This is a genomic window from Microbacterium sp. NPDC055521, assembly GCF_053619695.1.
Genome location: NZ_JBSHJX010000008.1, coordinates 1 through 16,538 on the forward strand (window position 1 = coordinate 1; position 16,538 = coordinate 16,538).

Annotated in this window: 16 protein-coding genes and 1 riboswitch; of the genes, 9 read left to right on the forward strand and 7 right to left on the reverse strand. The window is 70.4% G+C overall.

The features are described from left to right. Positions 1-176: 176 nt before the first annotated feature. Positions 177-1,592, reverse strand: coding sequence for a D-alanyl-D-alanine carboxypeptidase family protein (locus ACWGSM_RS09195; RefSeq protein ID WP_452322613.1), 1,416 nt, complete (start codon positions 1,590-1,592; stop codon positions 177-179). Positions 1,593-1,825: 233 nt separating this feature from the next. After that, positions 1,826-1,935, forward strand: a riboswitch (TPP riboswitch). Here ACWGSM_RS09195 and ACWGSM_RS09200 point away from each other — a divergent pair. The 3 genes from ACWGSM_RS09200 to ACWGSM_RS09210 all read left to right on the forward strand — a co-directional run bounded on the left by ACWGSM_RS09200 (position 1,928) and on the right by ACWGSM_RS09210 (position 4,910). Then, a complete protein-coding gene (locus ACWGSM_RS09200) occupies positions 1,928-2,572 on the forward strand; it encodes an ECF transporter S component (RefSeq protein ID WP_452322614.1) in 645 nt (214 codons plus the stop codon). (Overlaps the previous riboswitch by 8 nt.) Beyond that, the gene (locus ACWGSM_RS09205) at positions 2,491-4,095 is read left to right on the forward strand and encodes an ABC transporter ATP-binding protein (protein ID WP_452322615.1); all 1,605 of its coding nucleotides are present in this window, start codon (positions 2,491-2,493) and stop codon (positions 4,093-4,095) included. Before ACWGSM_RS09200 ends, ACWGSM_RS09205 begins: the two co-directional genes overlap by 82 nt. Then, the gene (locus tag ACWGSM_RS09210; protein WP_452322616.1) at positions 4,092-4,910 is read left to right on the forward strand and encodes an energy-coupling factor transporter transmembrane component T family protein; all 819 of its coding nucleotides are present in this window, start codon (positions 4,092-4,094) and stop codon (positions 4,908-4,910) included. Before ACWGSM_RS09205 ends, ACWGSM_RS09210 begins: the two co-directional genes overlap by 4 nt. 11 nt (positions 4,911-4,921) lie before the next feature. On the opposite strand, the gene ACWGSM_RS09215 is transcribed toward ACWGSM_RS09210, so the two are convergent. Further along, positions 4,922-5,281, reverse strand: a complete 360-nt coding sequence (locus ACWGSM_RS09215) for a DUF488 domain-containing protein (RefSeq protein ID WP_452322617.1) — start codon at positions 5,279-5,281, stop codon at positions 4,922-4,924. A gap of 117 nt (positions 5,282-5,398) precedes the next feature. On the opposite strand from ACWGSM_RS09215, the gene ACWGSM_RS09220 reads away from it, so the two are divergent. Together ACWGSM_RS09220 and ACWGSM_RS09225 are read left to right on the forward strand one after the other, a co-directional pair. Beyond that, entirely contained in the window at positions 5,399-6,160 is a 762-nt protein-coding gene (locus ACWGSM_RS09220; protein WP_452322618.1) for an SDR family NAD(P)-dependent oxidoreductase, read from the forward strand. Positions 6,161-6,170: 10 nt separating this feature from the next. Further along, complete coding sequence (locus ACWGSM_RS09225; RefSeq protein WP_452322619.1) at positions 6,171-7,001, forward strand: SDR family oxidoreductase; 831 nt, start codon at positions 6,171-6,173, stop codon at positions 6,999-7,001. Positions 7,002-7,113: 112 nt separating this feature from the next. Here the strand turns inward: ACWGSM_RS09225 and ACWGSM_RS09230 are convergent, their stop codons facing one another. Beyond that, complete coding sequence (locus ACWGSM_RS09230; protein WP_452322620.1) at positions 7,114-7,866, reverse strand: sulfite exporter TauE/SafE family protein; 753 nt, start codon at positions 7,864-7,866, stop codon at positions 7,114-7,116. 40 nt (positions 7,867-7,906) lie between these two features. Between ACWGSM_RS09230 and rlmN the strand changes: the two genes are divergently transcribed. Continuing rightward, the gene (gene rlmN / locus ACWGSM_RS09235; protein WP_452322621.1) at positions 7,907-9,178 is read left to right on the forward strand and encodes a 23S rRNA (adenine(2503)-C(2))-methyltransferase RlmN; all 1,272 of its coding nucleotides are present in this window, start codon (positions 7,907-7,909) and stop codon (positions 9,176-9,178) included. Between the two features lie 4 nt (positions 9,179-9,182). Here rlmN and ACWGSM_RS09240 read toward each other — a convergent pair whose 3' ends face one another. Beyond that, positions 9,183-9,659 carry a SixA phosphatase family protein gene (locus ACWGSM_RS09240; RefSeq protein WP_452322622.1) on the reverse strand — a complete coding sequence of 159 codons (477 nt, stop codon included), beginning with the start codon at positions 9,657-9,659 and terminating at the stop codon, positions 9,183-9,185. A 104-nt stretch (positions 9,660-9,763) separates the two neighbouring features. On the opposite strand from ACWGSM_RS09240, the gene ACWGSM_RS09245 reads away from it, so the two are divergent. The 3 genes from ACWGSM_RS09245 to ACWGSM_RS09255 are packed head-to-tail and all read left to right on the forward strand — an operon-like array spanning position 9,764 to position 12,832. Continuing rightward, positions 9,764-11,383 (forward strand): DUF4407 domain-containing protein, encoded by a 1,620-nt coding sequence (locus tag ACWGSM_RS09245; protein ID WP_452322623.1) that lies wholly within the window; start codon positions 9,764-9,766, stop codon positions 11,381-11,383. After that, a complete protein-coding gene (locus tag ACWGSM_RS09250) occupies positions 11,329-11,775 on the forward strand; it encodes a hypothetical protein (protein WP_452322624.1) in 447 nt (148 codons plus the stop codon). The genes ACWGSM_RS09245 and ACWGSM_RS09250 overlap by 55 nt, the downstream gene beginning before the upstream one ends. A gap of 43 nt (positions 11,776-11,818) precedes the next feature. Continuing rightward, positions 11,819-12,832: an aldo/keto reductase family protein gene (locus ACWGSM_RS09255; RefSeq protein WP_452322625.1), complete on the forward strand. Its 1,014-nt coding sequence runs from the start codon at positions 11,819-11,821 to the stop codon at positions 12,830-12,832. Positions 12,833-12,913: 81 nt separating this feature from the next. On the opposite strand, the gene ACWGSM_RS09260 is transcribed toward ACWGSM_RS09255, so the two are convergent. From ACWGSM_RS09260 to ACWGSM_RS09270, 3 genes are read right to left on the reverse strand one after another with little or no spacing between them, the layout of a single operon-like run. After that, positions 12,914-13,423, reverse strand: coding sequence for a glycine cleavage system protein R (locus ACWGSM_RS09260; RefSeq protein WP_452322626.1), 510 nt, complete (start codon positions 13,421-13,423; stop codon positions 12,914-12,916). Between the two features lie 18 nt (positions 13,424-13,441). Continuing rightward, entirely contained in the window at positions 13,442-14,491 is a 1,050-nt protein-coding gene (locus tag ACWGSM_RS09265; protein WP_452322627.1) for a PLP-dependent cysteine synthase family protein, read from the reverse strand. 49 nt (positions 14,492-14,540) lie between these two features. Beyond that, a complete protein-coding gene (locus ACWGSM_RS09270) occupies positions 14,541-16,502 on the reverse strand; it encodes a DUF2264 domain-containing protein (protein ID WP_452322628.1) in 1,962 nt (653 codons plus the stop codon). Positions 16,503-16,538 lie beyond the last annotated feature (36 nt).

The window sequence follows — 16,538 nt, forward strand, 5'->3', positions numbered from 1 at the left end:
GCTCGGAGATGTGTATAAGAGACAGATCACGGGGCGGGCGTTCTGCTTGTGCCGGCCGCGCCCAGGCATCCGCCCGCGCCGAGCCCGCGAGACTTGTCTTCCAGCACGAGACGTACGCCGGTGAGTGCCGTCTCGTGCTGGAACAGAAGTCTCGCGGCGCGGGAGAAGCGGGATGCTCAGTCGAGGCCGAAGAGCGCGAGCGGGTGGGTCAGACGCCACCAGGCGCTCGGCTGGGTGATCTCGTCGGTCAGCGAGACCGACGCGGCAGCGGTGCCGAGCGGGCCCTCGACGGTCATGGTGCCGACCTCGGCGCCGGCCGCAACCTTGTCGCCGAGGGAGAACGAGGTGGTCGCCGTCGCCTGCGAACCGTTCCACAGCAGCACCCGCACGGCGGCATCCGTCACGACCTCGACGTGATCGCCCCACTCGGTGGTGACGTGGCCGACGACGGTCCGCGAGGGAACCGACGTCGGCTGCTCGGCGAGCGTCGTCTCCATCTCGGCGAGAAGCTGACGGGTCACGGCCAGCCGCTCGGCGTTGTCGGCCTGCCCGAGAACCGCGGTGTACAGGCGCACCGTGGTGTCACCGAAGGCGACATCCTTCGCGGTCAGCAGGTTCCAGTGGCTCAGGGTTCCGGTCTTGACACCGACGACGCCGGGGTCGTCGAGCATCTTGTTGGTGTTGGTGATCACACCGACGCCGGGGATGTCGGCCGAGCGGGTGGCGACGATCTCAGCGAAGACGGGGTTCGCCATCGCGAGCTCGGCGATCTGGATCAGTGCTGCCGGGGGCGCCACGTTCGCCTCGCTGAACCCTGAGGGAGACGCCAGGGTGACGCCCTCGATGCCGCGGTCGCTCAGCCACGTCGCCGATGCCTCTGCGAACGCGCGCTGCGATCCCCAGATCTCGTTCGCGAGTCGGTCGGTGTAGTTGTTCGCCGACCCGAGCAGGATGCCCTGCAGCATCTGGTACTCGGTCAGGCCGCCTCCGACCGGCACATCGAGCGACGACTGATCCATGCGGCGATAGCTCCAGTAGTCGCGGGAGTCCGCTGCGGTGAACGCGAAGCTCGGCCCCTGCTCGCCGACCTTCAGCGGCAGCTCGTCGAGCACCATCATCACGGTGACGACCTTCGAGATGCTCGCGATCTCGTCGGCCGAGGTGGTGGATGCCATCGGCTCCATGCCCTGGATGCCCACGGCCGCGCTTCCCGTGGTGGGCCAGGTCACGGTCACCGCCGGAGCGGGAGCGATCTCGACCGTCGTGGCCTGCACGGTCGGGGCGACCTCATGCAACGGCCACAGCAGCGTGGTCGCGACATACGCGACGCACAGTGCCGCGACGAAACCGAGCGGCAGGAGCACGCGGGGGCGTCGCCATTCCGGGGTGAGCCGGGCGCCGGCGAACAGCTCGCGCGGCTGCGAGGTGGGGATGTGCTCGTCGAGCAGGGTGGATGCGTCGAGCCACGTCAGCGCGGTCGGCGGGCGCGCGTCGTCGGCCCATTGCTTCGGCGCCTCCTCGACGGCGGCGTCGGACGCCGAGGGCTCAGCGGGAGAGAGCGCCGGAGCCGCGGCGGGTTCGGTGCGATCCACAGCGTCAGTATCCCTGGTCGCAGCCAGTTCGGGCCCCAGGCTTTCGCCGAACGCCGGCAGCACGGATGTGCCGCCGGATGAGCGCTCTGTGCGCGCCCTCGTGCGCTCGCGTATCGCGCGACGCGTCACCGGGCGCGTGGACTCGGGGGAGTGGGGCACCCGACCACGCTACAGGCCGGTGTTTCACGGGGCGAAACGCCGACCCGTGGCAGCCCCCACCGGCGCTATGATCGAGTCATCACCACGGGAGTCCGGGCAGCCGGGCTGAGAGGAAGCGATCCGCGCTTCGACCGTCGAACCTGATCCGGATCATGCCGGCGCAGGGAGGAGTTCAGATGAGTACGTCCACGTCCGCGTCCACCGCGCAGACCACCCTCGCACCCGCCACGCGCAACCTGCGCTGGCGCGTCGTCGACATCGTCGTCGCCGCCGTGCTCGGCGTCGCGATCGGCCTGCTGTTCTGGGGCTGGAACATCATCGGCGGCGCCTGGTTCGGAGCCGCCGACGCTCTGACCCCCGGCTTCGGCGGCATCGCCGTCGGCATCTGGCTGATCGGCGGCGTCATCGGCGGCCTGGTCATCCGCAAGCCCGGCGCCGCTCTCGTCGTCGAGCTGATCGCCGCGATCATCTCGATGCTCATCGGCAACGTGTGGGGCGTCTCGACCGTGCTCTCCGGGCTGGTGCAGGGCCTCGGCGCCGAGCTGATCTTCGCGCTGTTCCTCTACCGTCGTTTCGGCATCGTCGTCGCCGCGCTCTCGGGCGTGGGCGCCGCCGTCGCCGCGTGGATCTTCGAGATGTTCTACGGCTCGTCGCCGAACTTCCTGAAGAGCATCGAGTTCAACGCCATCTACCTCGGCGCGCTCGTCATCTCGGGTGCCGTCCTCGCCGGCGTGGTGGGATGGCTGCTCGTGCGCGCCCTGGCATCGACCGGTGCGCTGAGCCGCTTCGCGGCCGGCCGGGAAGTGCGCCAGGAGGTCTGAGCGTGTCTTCTCCGGCTCGCGTCACCGCGAACGGGTGGGGCTGGCGCTACGCCGGCCGGCGGCTGCCCGCCGTCAGCGACGTCACGTTCACGATCGAGCCCGGTGAGCGGGTGCTGTTGCTCGGCGCCTCGGGCGCGGGCAAGTCGACACTGCTCGCCGGCCTCGCCGGCGTGCTCGGCGATGCCGACGAGGGCGTGCGCAGCGGGGCTCTGCTCGTCGACGGTGCCGCCCCGGAGGCGCAGCGTGGCCGGATCGGCCTGGTGCTGCAGGATCCGGATGCCGGTGTCGTGCTGTCGAAGGTCGGCGATGACGTGGCCTTCGGCTGCGAGAACCTCGGCGTGCCAGCCGACGAGATCCCGAACCGGGTCGTGTCGGCGCTCGACGCGGTCGGCCTGGACGTGCCGCTCGACCGGCCCACGAAGGCCCTCTCGGGCGGGCAGAAGCAGCGACTCGCTCTCGCCGGCGTGCTCGCCATGCGACCCGGTCTGCTGCTGCTCGACGAGCCGACCGCGAATCTCGACCCGGTCGGGGTTCGCGAGGTGCGCGACAGCGTCGGCAGGGCGCTGGATGCCACCGGCGCGACGTTCGTCGTCGTCGAGCACCGCACCGAGGTGTGGCTCGATCTGCTGACCCGAGTCATCGTGCTCGCCGCCGACGGCGGCCTGCTCGCCGACGGTCCGCCGTCGGTCGTGTTCGCACAGCACGGCGACGCGCTCGCCGAGGCGGGTGTCTGGGTGCCGCACCACGAGATCGACGTGCCGATGCTGCCGCCCGCCGATCCCACGCGCCCCGCGGTGCTCGAGACGAGCGATCTCGCCGTGTCCCGCGACGGGCGCACCGCCGTGCAGAGCCGACTCGAGCTGCGGATCCCACGCGGGACGGCCACGGTCGTCACCGGGCCCAACGGGGCGGGCAAGTCCACACTCGCGCTCACCCTCGCAGGTCTCCTACCCGAACTCGAAGGAACGGTGCTCGCCGCATCCGACCTCGCCGGCCGCTCCGGCCGTCGCCCCTCGCACTGGAAGTCCCGCGAACTGCTCACTCGCATCGGCACCGTCTTCCAGGAGCCGGAGCATCAGTTCCTCGCCCGCACCCTGCGCGACGAGCTCGCCGTCGGCCCCCGCGCGCTCGGGCTGCCGGACGAGCAGGTCGACGCCATCGTCGATGACCTGCTCGAGCGGCTGCAGCTCGCTCCGCTCGCACTCGCGAATCCGTTCACGCTCAGCGGCGGGCAGAAGCGACGACTCTCGGTGGCGACTGTGCTGGCCGCCGCACCGCAGGTGCTGGTGCTCGACGAGCCCACCTTCGGGCAGGACCGTCGGGGGTGGATCGGCCTCGTCGAGCTGTTGCAGGCCGAGGTCGCGGCCGGCCGCACAGTGATCGCCGTCAGTCACGACGAGGCGGTGGTGCACCACCTCGGCGGACACCGCATCGCGCTGCGCCCGGCATCGACCGCCGACGACCCGGCGACCGCGGGTGGCGACCCGGCGCCGACCGCCGGCATCCAGAGGGGGCGGCGATGACGAGCACGACGAACCGATCGGCGGCGACTCGTTCGTCGCGACCCGACGCGGGCAGCCGTCCGGCGTGGCTCGACGGCGTGAACCCCGTCACGAAGATCGTTCTCGCCCTGCTGCTGTCGGTGCCGCTGTTCGCGTCGATCGACCCGGTGAGCGCTCTCGTGGCGATCGCCCTGCAGCTGCTGTGCCTTCCGCTGACCGGGCTTCCGGTGCGCACGGTGCTGCTGCGCCTGCTGCCCATCGCGGTGTTCTCGCCGATCGCGGGGCTCAGCATGCTGCTGTACGCCGAGCCCGAAGGCCGGGTGTTCTTCAGCTTCGGCTTCGCCGCGATCAGCGAGGGCTCGATCGCCCTCGCGGTGGCGGTGACACTGCGTGTGATCGCTCTCGGGCTGCCGACGATCCTGCTGTTCGGTCGCACCGACCCGACCGAGCTGGGCGATGCGCTGGCGCAGGTCGCGCACCTGCCGAGCCGGTTCGTGCTCGGCGCGCTGGCCGGGGCGAGGATGCTGGGGCTCTTCATCGACGACTGGCGCACCATGTCGCTGGCGCGCCGTGCACGAGGCGTGGGCGACCACGGAGCGCTGCGCCGCTTCTTCTCGATGGCGTTCGTGCTGCTCGTCTTCGCGGTGCGGCGCGGCACGAAACTCGCGATGGCGATGGAGGCCCGCGGTTTCGGCTCGGGAATCGAGCGCACCTGGTCGCGGCCGTCGCGCCTTCACCCGCGCGACGGCGTGGCGCTGCTGGGCGGTGCCGCGATCATGGCGTCGGCCATCGCCGGTGCGGTCGCGGCGGGCGTCTTCCGGTTCGTCTGGAGCTGAGCGGCGGCGGCTCAGCCGAGGAGCTTCTTCAGCACGTCGGCGAGGACGACCGCGTGGTTGTGCTCGGTGTCGTTGACGGCGTAGACGAGGGTGACGACCGGATGCTCGCGCAGCTCGTCCACAAGCCGGGCGAGCGCCTCGGCTGATTCGCCCTCGAGCTGGGACCGGTAGTGCGCGGCGTTGGTGGCGAAGTCCGCTCCCGGTGCGTGCCACTCGTGGCGCAGCTCGGTCGACGGTGCGACGTCCTTCGCCCACAGATCGATCGCCGCGCGCTGCTTCGACACGCCACGCGGCCAGAGCCGATCGACGAGCACGCGGTACCCATCGTCGGGAGAGGCGCTGTCGTAGGCTCGTTTGCGACGAAGGTCCATGACCTCAGCATCCCCCCGCTCGCGACCACCCGCCAGCTGGACACTCAGAACCACGTATGCTGAGACTCAGTCGCATTCGGCGTCGGACCGGCGTCGAGCCGTTCGAAGGAGAACACGATGCAGATCACGGGACAGGGCGCGCTCATCACGGGCGGCGCCAGCGGACTCGGCCTCGCCACCGCCCGCCGGCTGTCCGCCGCGGGAGCACGGGTCGCGATCATCGACCTGCCGACGTCCGCAGGCGAGGAGATCGCCGCCGAGCTCGGCGGACTGTTCCTGCCGGCCGACGTGACCAGCTCCGAACAGATCGCCGCGGCCGTGGCATCCGCCCACGCCGCAGCCCCCCTGCGCGTCGTCGTCAACTGCGCGGGCATCGCCCCGCCCGCCAAGGTGCTCGACCGGGACGGCAATCCTGCCGACCTCGACGCCTTCGAGCGCGTCATCCGCATCAACCTCGTGGGCACCTTCAACGTGATCTCCCAGGCTGCGGCGGTGATCGCGCAGACCGAGCCCACCGAGGGCGGCGACCGGGGCGTCATCGTCAACACCGCGAGCGTGGCCGCGTTCGACGGCCAGATCGGCCAGCCCGCCTACTCGGCATCGAAGGGCGGGGTGCACGCGATGACCCTGCCGATCGCACGCGAGCTCGCGCGGCACGGCATCCGGGTCTGCACGATCGCTCCCGGCATCATGGAGACCCCGATGCTCGCAGGTCTCCCGCAGGCCGCCCAGGACTCGCTCGGCCAGCAGGTGCCCTACCCGTCGCGGCTCGGCAGGCCGGACGAGTACGCGGCGCTCGTCGAGCACATCATCGCCAACGGCTACCTCAACGGCGAGACCATTCGTCTCGACGGCGCCATCCGCATGGCGCCGAAGTAAGGAGAAGAACATGTCCCTTGCAGGCAAGACCATCCTGATGTCGGGCGGCAGCCGCGGCATCGGCCTCGCCATCGCGCTGCGCGCCGCAGCCGACGGCGCGAACATCGCGATGCTCGCCAAGACCGACACCCCGCATCCCAAGCTCGAAGGCACCGTGCATTCCGCGGCGGAGGCGATCCGCGCGGCCGGCGGGCAGGCCCTGCCGATCGTCGGCGACGTGCGCGACGACGACCAGGTGACCGAGGCGGTCATGAAGACGCAGGGCGAGTTCGGCGGCATCGACGTCGTGATCAACAACGCCAGCGTCATCGATCTGTCGCGCTCGCTGGATCTGGCGGCGAAGAAGTACGACCTGATGCAGGACGTCAACGTACGCGGCACGTTCATGCTCTCCCGCGCCGCGGTTCCGGTGCTGCGCGAGTCGGCGAACCCGCACATCCTGTCGCTGTCGCCGCCGCTGAACCTGACGCCGAAGTGGCTGGGTGCGCACACGGGGTACACCCTCGCCAAGTACGGGATGACGATGGCGACGCTGGGTCTTGCTGCCGAGTTCGCGGATGCCGGCATCGCGGCCAACACGCTGTGGCCGCGCACCACGATCGCCACTGCGGCGGTGCAGAACCTGCTCGGCGGCGACAGCGTGATGGCCGCCAGTCGCACCGCTGAGATCTACGCCGACGCGGCGTACTCGGTGATCACCAAGCCCGCACGCGAGTACACCGGTCAGACCCTGATCGTCGAAGACGTGCTCGAGGCCGACGGTGTCACCGACTTCTCGAAGTACGCCGCTGTGCCCGGCACCCCCGACGACCGCCTGTTCCCGGACATCTTCCTCGACTGATACGTAGAGCTGCCTGCACGGATGTCGGCGGATTGAACGGATGTCGGCGCGAACCGGCTGTTCGCGCCGACATCCGTGTTCTGGACCGACAAGCGTGCGACCCGGCGGTCGGTCAGAACAGCAGGTAGACGGACCCGGCGATCGTGAGGATGATCACCAGCCGGTCGAAAAGCTGCTGCGGCATCCGTCTGGCGAGGCGGATGCCGATCAGCGCACCGATCACCACCATCGGCGCGAGCGTGAGGTCGAGCAGCAGCACCTCGGGCGTGAGCAGCCCGATGCCCGCCAGGAACGGCACCTTGGTGAGGTTGACGATCGCGAAGAACCACGCCGAGGTGCCGAGGAAGACCTTCACCGGAGTGCGCGTCGCCAGGAAGTACATCGACATGACCGGTCCGCCCGAGTTGGCGACCATCGTGGTGAATCCGGCGAGAGTCCCGTACCCGGCGGCGGTGATGCGACCGGATGCCCTGGCGCCGGTCTGATCGGAACCGACCGTCCGGACTCCGGTCCGCCGCCTGCGCCACAGCGTGAGCCCCACCATCGCCAGCAGGATGACGCCGATCGTGCGGCGCACGATGCCGTCGGTGCTGACCGCGAGGAAGGCGGCTCCCACCAGCAGGCCGACCACGACGGCAGGCGCGAGCCGCAGCAGCGTGCGCCAGTCGGCGTGCCGTCGGTAGGCGATGAGCGCGAAGACGTCTCCGACGATGAACAGCAGCAGCATCGCCGCGGTGGACGTGCGGGCGGGAAGGACGGATGCCAGGATCACGACCGCGATCGTTGAGCTGCCCGGCAGCGCGGTCTTGCCGAGCCCCGCGATGAGTGCGGCGAACGCCAGCAGCGCCCACGCCCAGATCTCCATGCCCTCCAGTCTCCCAGTCGGCACGCCGTACCCTGGAGGTATGCCCGCATCCGACAAGACGCCGCCCTCCCGCAGCACGCCTGTGCGCAAGACGGGTCCCGCCCGCGGCTCTCAGGTGCGCCCGACGACAGAGGGCTGGACGCAGCAGAAGGATGCCGAGGGCCGACCGCTTCTGCAGTTCGCCAGCCCCAAGCGGGGCAAGCCGCCGGTGCACCTGGCCGACCTGACCCCCGCCGAGCGCGTCGAGAAGGTGAAGGAGCTGGGACTGCCCGGCTTCCGGGCGAAGCAGCTGTCGACCCACTACTTCACGCACTACACCTCCGACCCCGCGCAGATGACCGACCTCCCTGCTGCGCAGCGCGATGAGCTGGTCGGCGGCATGCTGCCCCCGCTGATGACCGAGGTGAAGCGGCTCGAGACCGATCGCGGCGACACGATCAAGTTCCTCTGGCGCCTGCACGACGGCGCGCTCGTCGAGTCGGTGCTCATGCGCTACCCGGGCCGCATCACCCTGTGCGTGTCGTCACAGGCCGGCTGCGGCATGAACTGCCCGTTCTGCGCCACCGGCCAGGCGGGGCTCACCCGCAACATGTCGACCGCCGAGATCATCGAGCAGATCGTGCGGGCGAATCGGGCCATCGCCGACGGCGAGCTCGGCGGCAAGAGGTCGAACGACCACTCCATGGAGCGCGTGTCGAACATCGTCTTCATGGGCATGGGTGAGCCGCTCGCCAACTACAAGCGGGTGATGGATGCGGTGCGCATCATGGTCGCCCCGCAGCCCGACGGGCTCGGCATGAGCGCTCGCGGCATCACGGTGTCGACGGTCGGTCTGGCGCCCGCGATCAGGAAGCTCGCCGACGAGGACATCCCCGTCACCTTCGCGCTCTCGCTGCATGCGCCTGACGACGAGCTGCGCGACGAGCTCATCCCCGTCAACTCGCGCTGGAAGGTCGGCGAGGCGCTGGATGCCGCTCGCGAGTACTTCGACAAGACCGGTCGTCGCGTGTCGATCGAGTACGCGCTGATCAAGGACATGAACGACCACCCGTGGCGCGCGGATCTGCTGGCCTCGAAGCTGAACTCCCGCGGTCGCGGCTGGGTGCATGTGAACCCCATCCCGCTGAACCCGACGCCGGGATCGATCTGGACGGCGTCCGAGGTCGATGTGCAGAACGAGTTCGTGCGCCGGCTCAACGCCGCGGGCATCCCGACCACGCTGCGCGATACGCGCGGCAAAGAGATCGACGGGGCCTGCGGCCAGCTCGTCGCGACCACCGAAGACGAGGCCGAAGCCGCCGCGATGGCCTGACCGGCTACTTTCTCGGGGTGCGCAGTCTCAGCATCCGGCCGCTGCCCTCGATCAGCTCGGCCCACGAGTCCACGTCGACCGCGCATTCGGCGATGGCGCAGGTCGGGAACTCGACGAACTGCCCGGTGAGGTCGGGCACGGCATCCGCCATTCCGGGGTTGTGCCCGACGAGCATCGCGACGTCGACCTCATCCGGAAGCGAGGCGGCGACCGACAGGATGGTGCGCGCCGACGCGGCGTAGAGCGTGGGCTCGTCGGCCACCTCGAGGAGGAACGCGGCGGCGTAGGCATCGGCGGTGATGCGGGCCCGCAGCGCCGTGCTCGCCACGATGTGCTGCAGGCGCACGCCCTCGTCGACGAGTCGGGATGCCATGGCGGGGGCGTCGCGCCGGCCGCGCGCGTTGAGCGTGCGGTCGTGATCGCGCACCGACGGATCGCCCCAGTCGGACTTCGCGTGGCGGGCGAGCAGCAGGGTCTTCATGTGCCCCAGCCTGACATCCGGATCCGCATGACGCACCCTTGTCTGTGAACGCCTCGCAGGGAGCATCCGGGACTCGCACAGCCGCGGTTTCATACCCTCGAAGGATGTCCTATTCCGCACATCGCCCTGGACGGATGGATTCCCAGGGGCGGATCTCGTTCGAATCCGACGGCCCCGAAGGCGCGGTCACCGACGACGACCTCGATTTCCTCCGCCAGTACGAGCCCACGGGCGGCAGCGCCGAGACCCCTCGGCCGGCTCAGGCACCCGGTGAGAGTGCGGTGCCCGGGTTCGGGGAGAGAGCGGTGCCCGTGTCCAGTGACGAAGCGGCGGCCGCACCAGACGACGCGACACCGGCATCGGCGCGGACCCGGCGGTCGAAGCGCGAGCGCACCCCCGGATCGCGGCTGCGCACCATGGCCATCCTCGGCGGCGCGGAGGGCGAGATCCTCGACCGCGTGCCCGGCGAGACGCCCCGATTCGTGCAGATGTTCTTCGTGCTGCTCGGAACCGCTCTGGTCTCGGCGATCTCGATGATGTTCGCGCTGACCACCGGCGTGCAGGTCGCGATCTGGGTCGCCATCCCGCTGGCCCTGGTGTGGGCGGCCATCATCTTCAACCTCGACCGGTTCCTCACCTCGTCCATGACGTCGACCCGCAATGTCGGCAAGATGCTCGCGCTCGCCCTGCCCCGTGTGGCGATGGCCGCGCTGATCGGGTTCCTCGTCGCTGAGCCCCTCGTGCTGCAGGTGTTCCACAACGACATCGCCCGCGAGGTGGCATCCACCAACATCACCCAGTCGCAGTCCGACCAGGACGCCCTCGAGAAGGGGCCCGAGAAGAAGGCGCTGGACGCTGCGACCGAGCGCGTCGCGGCTCTCGAGAACCAGGCCGCGACCGGTGTCGTCGCCGGCACGGAATCCGGCTCGGCGACCACCTCCGCGGCCCAGGCGACCGTCGACGAGCTGACCGGCAAGATCGCCGAGCAGCAGAAGGTCATCGATTCGGCTCGTGCGCTGTACCAGTGCGAGCTGACCGGCGAGGGCGCGGGCACCGTGCCCGGCTGCACCGGGGTGAACGGGCAGGGGTCCAGCTCCGACGCAGCCAAGGCGCAGCTCGCCCAAGCCCAGCAGACCTACGACGCGCTCGCCGCGCAGCTGCGCTCGGCGAACGACGACCTCTCGGCCGCCGAGAACGGGGCGCAGGCCAACACCGCGGCATCGGAGACGACCAACCGCCAACAGGCGAAGGATCAGCTCCCCGCGGCGAAGAAGACCTACGAACAGGCGCTGGCCGCGTACAACGCGCGTGCCGACTCGGTCGCGCAGGGCAACGCCGGTGCCATCGGACTGCTCAGCCAGATCACCGGGCTCAACCGCCTCGGCGAGAAGGAGCCGACGATCTTCTGGGCGCACTGGCTGATCGCCGCCCTGTTCTTCATGATCGAGCTGCTGCCCGTGCTCGTGAAGGTGCTCACCAGCTGGGGCGACCCGTCGCTGTATGAGAAGACCAGGACGATCCGCAAGCAGGTCGACCTCGACCGGGTCACGGCCGAGGGCTTCCGCGATCGTGCTGCGATCGTGACGGCGGCGGATGCCGAGCCCGGCCGATCCTCGGCATCCGGAGTCGCTCCCGGCGGTCCGGCGCCCACCGAGCCGATCACCTCGGTGTGCTCGCGGTCGCCGGGTACGCGGTGCTCGCCGCCGTGCAGATACTCGTGCTGAATCCGCTTGCCGCGGTGCCGGGTGAGAAGATCGCGGCGATCTACGCCGAGATGGATGCCGCCGGGGAGACCATGCCGGTGACGATGCCGCTGCTGATCCTCGGCGTCGGCGTCGCGGCGGCGATCGTGGTGGCCCTGTTCAGCATCCGGTCGCGGCTGGAGCCTGCCCACAGCGCTCTGCTCTTCCTGCTGCTGCTCGTGCTGGGCGCGCCGGGGTACTTCGTCGCCTCGTTCGGCCCCGGCATGAACCTGGCTGACACGTTCATGATCGGCGGGGCCGACCACAGCCGGTGGTCGCTGGTGCTCTTCGCGGTGAGCCTCGGCGCGGCCGGCGCGGCGGTGGTGCTCGCGCTGAGGATGAAGGGCGGGCGGCCGGCTGCTGTCAAGGCCTGACGCATCGCTCGGCGACCACGCCGATCACGGATAGCGTGTGAACATGGTCAACTATCGCTACCTCGGAAACAGCGGACTCAAAGTCTCGGAGATCACCTACGGAAACTGGGTGACGCACGCCTCGCAGGTGGGTGACGAGGCGGCGATCGCGACGGTGCACGCCGCGCTGGATGCCGGGATCACCACCTTCGACACGGCCGACACCTACGCGAACACCGCCGCCGAGGTCGTGCTCGGCAAGGCGCTCGCCGGTCAGCGTCGTGCCGGACTTGAGATCTTCACGAAGGTGTACTTCCCGACCGGGCCGAAGGGCCCCAACGACACCGGCCTCAGCCGCAAGCACATCTTCGAGTCGATCGACGGCTCGCTGCAGCGTCTCGGCACCGATTACGTCGATCTGTACCAGGCGCACCGCTACGACTCCGAGACTCCCCTCGAAGAGACGATGCAGGCGTTCGCCGATGTCGTGCGTCAGGGCAAGGCGCTGTACATCGGCGTCTCGGAATGGACCGCGGAGCAGCTGCGCGAAGGGCACGCCCTGTCACGTCAGCTCGGATTCCAGCTGATCTCGAACCAGCCGCAGTACTCGATGCTGCACCGGGTGATCGAGGGCAAGGTCGTGCCGACCTCCGAGAGCCTCGGCATCTCGCAGATCGTCTGGTCGCCGATGGCGCAGGGCGTGCTGAGCGGCAAGTACCTGCCCGGCCAGCCCGTGCCCGACGGCTCGCGGGCCACCGACCCGCACTCGGGGTCGCACTTCATCAAGGAACTGCTGCGCGACGACATCCTCGCCGCGGTGCAGAAGCTCAAGCCGATCGCGGCTGACGCGGGCCTGACCATGCCGCAGCTCGCGATCGCGTGGGTGCTGCAGAACCAGAACGTCGCCGCCGCCCTGGTGGGCGCGTCGCGCCCCGAGCAGCTCGCCGAGACCGTGAAGGCCTCGGGCGTGCGCCTCGGCGCCGATGTGATGACGGCGATCGACGACGCGCTCGGTGACGTGGCGAACACCGACCCGCAGGACACCTACGACGTGTCGCCGAAGACCCGCCTGGTCTGAGCTCGGCCCTGCGGGCGGTGCGCGCACCCGTTGTGTGCCCCGCCCGCAGAGCGTGACCGGCTGCGTCTCACCGCAGACGGGTCAGAGCGTCGTGATGTCGACCTGCAGGTCGTGGGTGAGCTGTTCGATGTCGGCGCGCAGCGCCTCGAGATCCGCCGAGGGTGGCAGGGTCGCCGTGACCGACGACTCGAACAGCCGGCCGCCCGCCATCGCGGCATCCCGGGTCTGGGTGGTCATGCGCTCGATGCTCAGGGCGTGAGAGCTCAGCACACCCGAGATCTCGCGCACGATGCCCGCCCGGTCGTTGCCGAGCACGCTGAGCGAGATGCGCTGCGCGGCGTCGGATGCCGGGGCGCCGGCGCCCGCGTGGACCGTGATCGCGAGCATCCCGTCGAGCGCGTCGAGGTCGCCCCGCAGGGCATCCACGCGCTCGTCGGCGACGGAGATCTCGATCACTCCGGCGAAGGTGCCGGCGAGCTCGGCGAGCTGGCTGTTCTCCCAGTTGCCGCCGTGCGCCGCGACGATGTCGGCGACGGCGGACACGAGCCCGGGTCGATCCGCTCCCGCGACCGTGAGGATGAGCGTGGTCATGCGCTCAGCGTAGCGCGCTCACCACGCGCCGCCGTCGAGGAAGCGCACCATCCGCTCGCGATGCGGGGTCAGATCCCAGCCCCTCGCGGCGACCCAGTCGTCGTCGTAGTACGTCTGCGTGTAGCGGATGCCGCTGTCGCAGATCAGCGTGACGACGCTGCCCGTCTCACCGGCGTCGCGCATGCGCGAGATCAGCTCGAACGCGCCGTAGAGGTTGGTGCCGGTCGAACCGCCCGCGAGGTGCAGCGTCCGCTCGCGCAGCAGGCGGATCGCGGCGACGGACGCCGCGTCGGGAACGGGGATCATCTCGTCGATGACGCTCGGCACGAACGACGGCTCCATTCGGGGCCGGCCGATGCCCTCGATCATCGAGGGCTCGCCCGTGGCGTCCGGATCCCCCTGCCAGGCGGCGTAGAACGCCGAGCCTTCGGGGTCGACGACGGCCACCTCGGTCGGATGCCGGCGGTAGCGCACGTAGCGGCCGAAGGTGGCGCTGGTGCCGCCGGTGCCGGCGCCGACGACGATCCAGCGGGGGACGGGATGCCTCTCGAGTGACAGCTGGCTGAACACGCTCTCGGCGATGTTGTTGTTGCCGCGCCAGTCGGTCGCCCGCTCGGCGAAGGTGAACTGGTCGAGGTAGTGGCCGTGGCACCCCGCGGCGAGGCGCCGCGCTTCGGGCGAGATCTCCTCGGCGTGGTCGACGAAGTGGCAGAGGCCCCCGTAGAACTCGATGAGGTCGATCTTCTCCTGGCTCGTCGAGCGTGGCACCACCGTGATGAACGGCAGTCCGAGCATCCGGGCGAAGTAGGCCTCGGAGACCGCCGTCGACCCACTCGACGATTCGACGAGCGTGGTGTCCTCATCGATCAGGCCGTTGACCAGCCCGTAGAGGATGAGCGAGCGAGCCAGGCGGTGCTTGAGCGAACCGGTGGGATGCACCGACTCGTCTTTCAGGTACAGGTCGATGCCCCAGCTCGCCGGCAGGGGGAACAGGTGCAGGTGCGTGTCTGCCGAGCGGTTGGCGTCCGCCTCGAGCACTTGGATGGCGGAACTGACCCATTCGCTCATGGTTCGAGGGTAGCGGTGCGCGCAGCGGAGAGAAGCGGGCGCAGGCGGGTCACGGGCGACGGATGCGCTGCGCCTCGACGTCGGCGGGGAACGGCTCGGACAGCGACCAGCGGAACACCTCTCGTTCGCCGTCGATGCTCAGGGCGACGTGATCGTCATGCAGGATGACCTCGCCGACCTCGACCGCGGGCACGGATGCCCGTGACAGGCCCGTCTGCCAGGCGACGACCACCTCGGCAGGCAGCGACCCCAGACGGACGGCCGGGCAGAGCAGCGTGTCGGCGCCGTCGACGACCCGCTCGACCACGCCGGCGGATGTCAGCGGCACGGCCACCGGCGGGGAAGACGGCGACGCCGCCCAGGCGCCGAGCAGGTGCACGACGCTGACCAGGTCGCGGCACTGCACCCGCGCAGAGCGCGTTGCGTTGCTGCCGACATCTGCGGCGTCGCCCGCATCCCAGGCGCCGTCGTCGTCCGGGGCGTCGCCGGCGACCACCAGGGCGGCACCGCCCACCCGCCCGGCGAGCCCGACGCAGCCCGAGAGCCGTGCCACGTGCACGACGCTGCTCCCGACGATCTTCGTCGCCACCTGGCACAGCACGTGCCGCCCATCCGCGTCGAGCGCGCGGGTGACCGCGCCGCCGCGGGCGCCGACGCTCGCCCGGAGGGCGGGGCGGTGCACGGCGCCCTCGATCGTCAGGTCGCTGTCGCGCACGTCGCCGCCCGAGATCGGCCGGGTGGCGGAGGTGAACTGCAGCCGGCGGTACAGGGGGTCGTCGCGGGTCGGGTGCCCGTCGCTGCCGAAGTTGTGCAGCCGCACGATGCCGTCGTCGCGGCGGGCATCGATCAGCCACCGCGGGCCGTCGAGCACGCGCCGCACGTCGTGCTGCTCGATGGGCAGCGCCGTCTCCGTCGCCGTCCACGCCGGGTCGTCCGCCGGCAGCGCGAGACCCAGGAAGCCCTTCGCCGCCCAGTACGGCGACCCCGGGCCGCTGTACGACTGCACCATGCTCGGAATCGGCTCTCGCTGCCAGCCCAGCGACAGCACGCCGGTGTCGAGGCTGCCGCCGTCGACGAAGTGCTTCAGGATGCCGCTGGTCAGCCGCCGGGTGCGTGAGGCGTCGAGCACCTCGAGACCCTCGCGGCGCGCCATCCAGAACGGCGCCGCCGTCGCCCAGCGGTAGATCAGCGAGCGGCCCTGGAACACCGGCGCGCAGCGCGCGTCGAACAGGTGCTGATAGCCGTCGACGAACGCTCCCAGGCGCTCGCGGTGCAGGGAACGCCGGTCGTCGAAGCCGGCGCCCATCATCTCGTCGATGAAGAACGGGTACCAGTGGAACGCGAAGGCGTTGTAATGGTCGAAGCGCCGGCCGTCGCCGTCGGTGTACCAGCCGTCGGCCCGGTGCCAGTCGTCCATCCGGTCGAGCGCGTTCTCGACCGTGTCGCGGCCGTCGGCGAATCCGCCGGCGTGGGTGAACGCCGCCAGAGTGGCGCCCAGCAGCACGTGGTTGTTGTCGGCGCACCACGTGCCGCGTGCCTGCGCGAACCAGATGTGCACGCCGTCGCGGGTGGCGTCGTCGAGCGCGGCCCAGATCGAGTCGCGCGTGAGATGCAACGCGATCGCGATGGATGCCGCCTCGACGGTGGCCTGGCTGTGGTCGGTGAGCTGCGGCCAGATGCGCTGCCCGATCGCGTGCTGCACGGCCTCGACGTAATGCGCGATCAGCGGCGCGGTGCCCTCCGTGCCGGCCGGGTCGCCGGCGATGCGCAGGGCCGCGAGCAGAAAGGTGCGCGCGAACCCCTCGAGCCGGTCCATGGGCGAGCCCGCGTCGGCATCCACCGCGCCCGGGCGGACGGCGAAGTCCACCATCGCTCCGCCGTGCGTCGAGCGCTGTCGCGCCGCGTCGAGGATCCGGTCGGCGGCGGCCACCCAGTGCGCACGGGTGTACCCCGTGTACGGAGCGGAGAGTGGGTCGGCGGGCGGCATCCAGGCGGCGGCGGTCGCGGGCATGCCTCGATCGTCGCGACGGGGGAGGAGAGGATTCAA

Bases quoted from the DNA above. Each gene is read 5' to 3' on its own strand.
- ACWGSM_RS09200 (WP_452322614.1), top strand. From the start codon at position 1,928: ATGAGTACGTCCACGTCCGCGTCCACCGCGCAGACCACCCTCGCACCC.
- ACWGSM_RS09205 (WP_452322615.1), top strand. From the start codon at position 2,491: ATGGCTGCTCGTGCGCGCCCTGGCATCGACCGGTGCGCTGAGCCGCTT.
- ACWGSM_RS09210 (WP_452322616.1), top strand. From the start codon at position 4,092: ATGACGAGCACGACGAACCGATCGGCGGCGACTCGTTCGTCGCGACCC.
- ACWGSM_RS09215 (WP_452322617.1), bottom strand. From the start codon at position 5,281: ATGGACCTTCGTCGCAAACGAGCCTACGACAGCGCCTCTCCCGACGAT.
- ACWGSM_RS09220 (WP_452322618.1), top strand. From the start codon at position 5,399: ATGCAGATCACGGGACAGGGCGCGCTCATCACGGGCGGCGCCAGCGGA.
- ACWGSM_RS09225 (WP_452322619.1), top strand. From the start codon at position 6,171: ATGTCCCTTGCAGGCAAGACCATCCTGATGTCGGGCGGCAGCCGCGGC.
- ACWGSM_RS09230 (WP_452322620.1), bottom strand. From the start codon at position 7,866: ATGGAGATCTGGGCGTGGGCGCTGCTGGCGTTCGCCGCACTCATCGCG.
- rlmN (WP_452322621.1), top strand. From the start codon at position 7,907: ATGCCCGCATCCGACAAGACGCCGCCCTCCCGCAGCACGCCTGTGCGC.
- ACWGSM_RS09240 (WP_452322622.1), bottom strand. From the start codon at position 9,659: ATGAAGACCCTGCTGCTCGCCCGCCACGCGAAGTCCGACTGGGGCGAT.
- ACWGSM_RS09245 (WP_452322623.1), top strand. From the start codon at position 9,764: ATGTCCTATTCCGCACATCGCCCTGGACGGATGGATTCCCAGGGGCGG.
- ACWGSM_RS09255 (WP_452322625.1), top strand. From the start codon at position 11,819: ATGGTCAACTATCGCTACCTCGGAAACAGCGGACTCAAAGTCTCGGAG.
- ACWGSM_RS09260 (WP_452322626.1), bottom strand. From the start codon at position 13,423: ATGACCACGCTCATCCTCACGGTCGCGGGAGCGGATCGACCCGGGCTC.
- ACWGSM_RS09265 (WP_452322627.1), bottom strand. From the start codon at position 14,491: ATGAGCGAATGGGTCAGTTCCGCCATCCAAGTGCTCGAGGCGGACGCC.
- ACWGSM_RS09270 (WP_452322628.1), bottom strand. From the start codon at position 16,502: ATGCCCGCGACCGCCGCCGCCTGGATGCCGCCCGCCGACCCACTCTCC.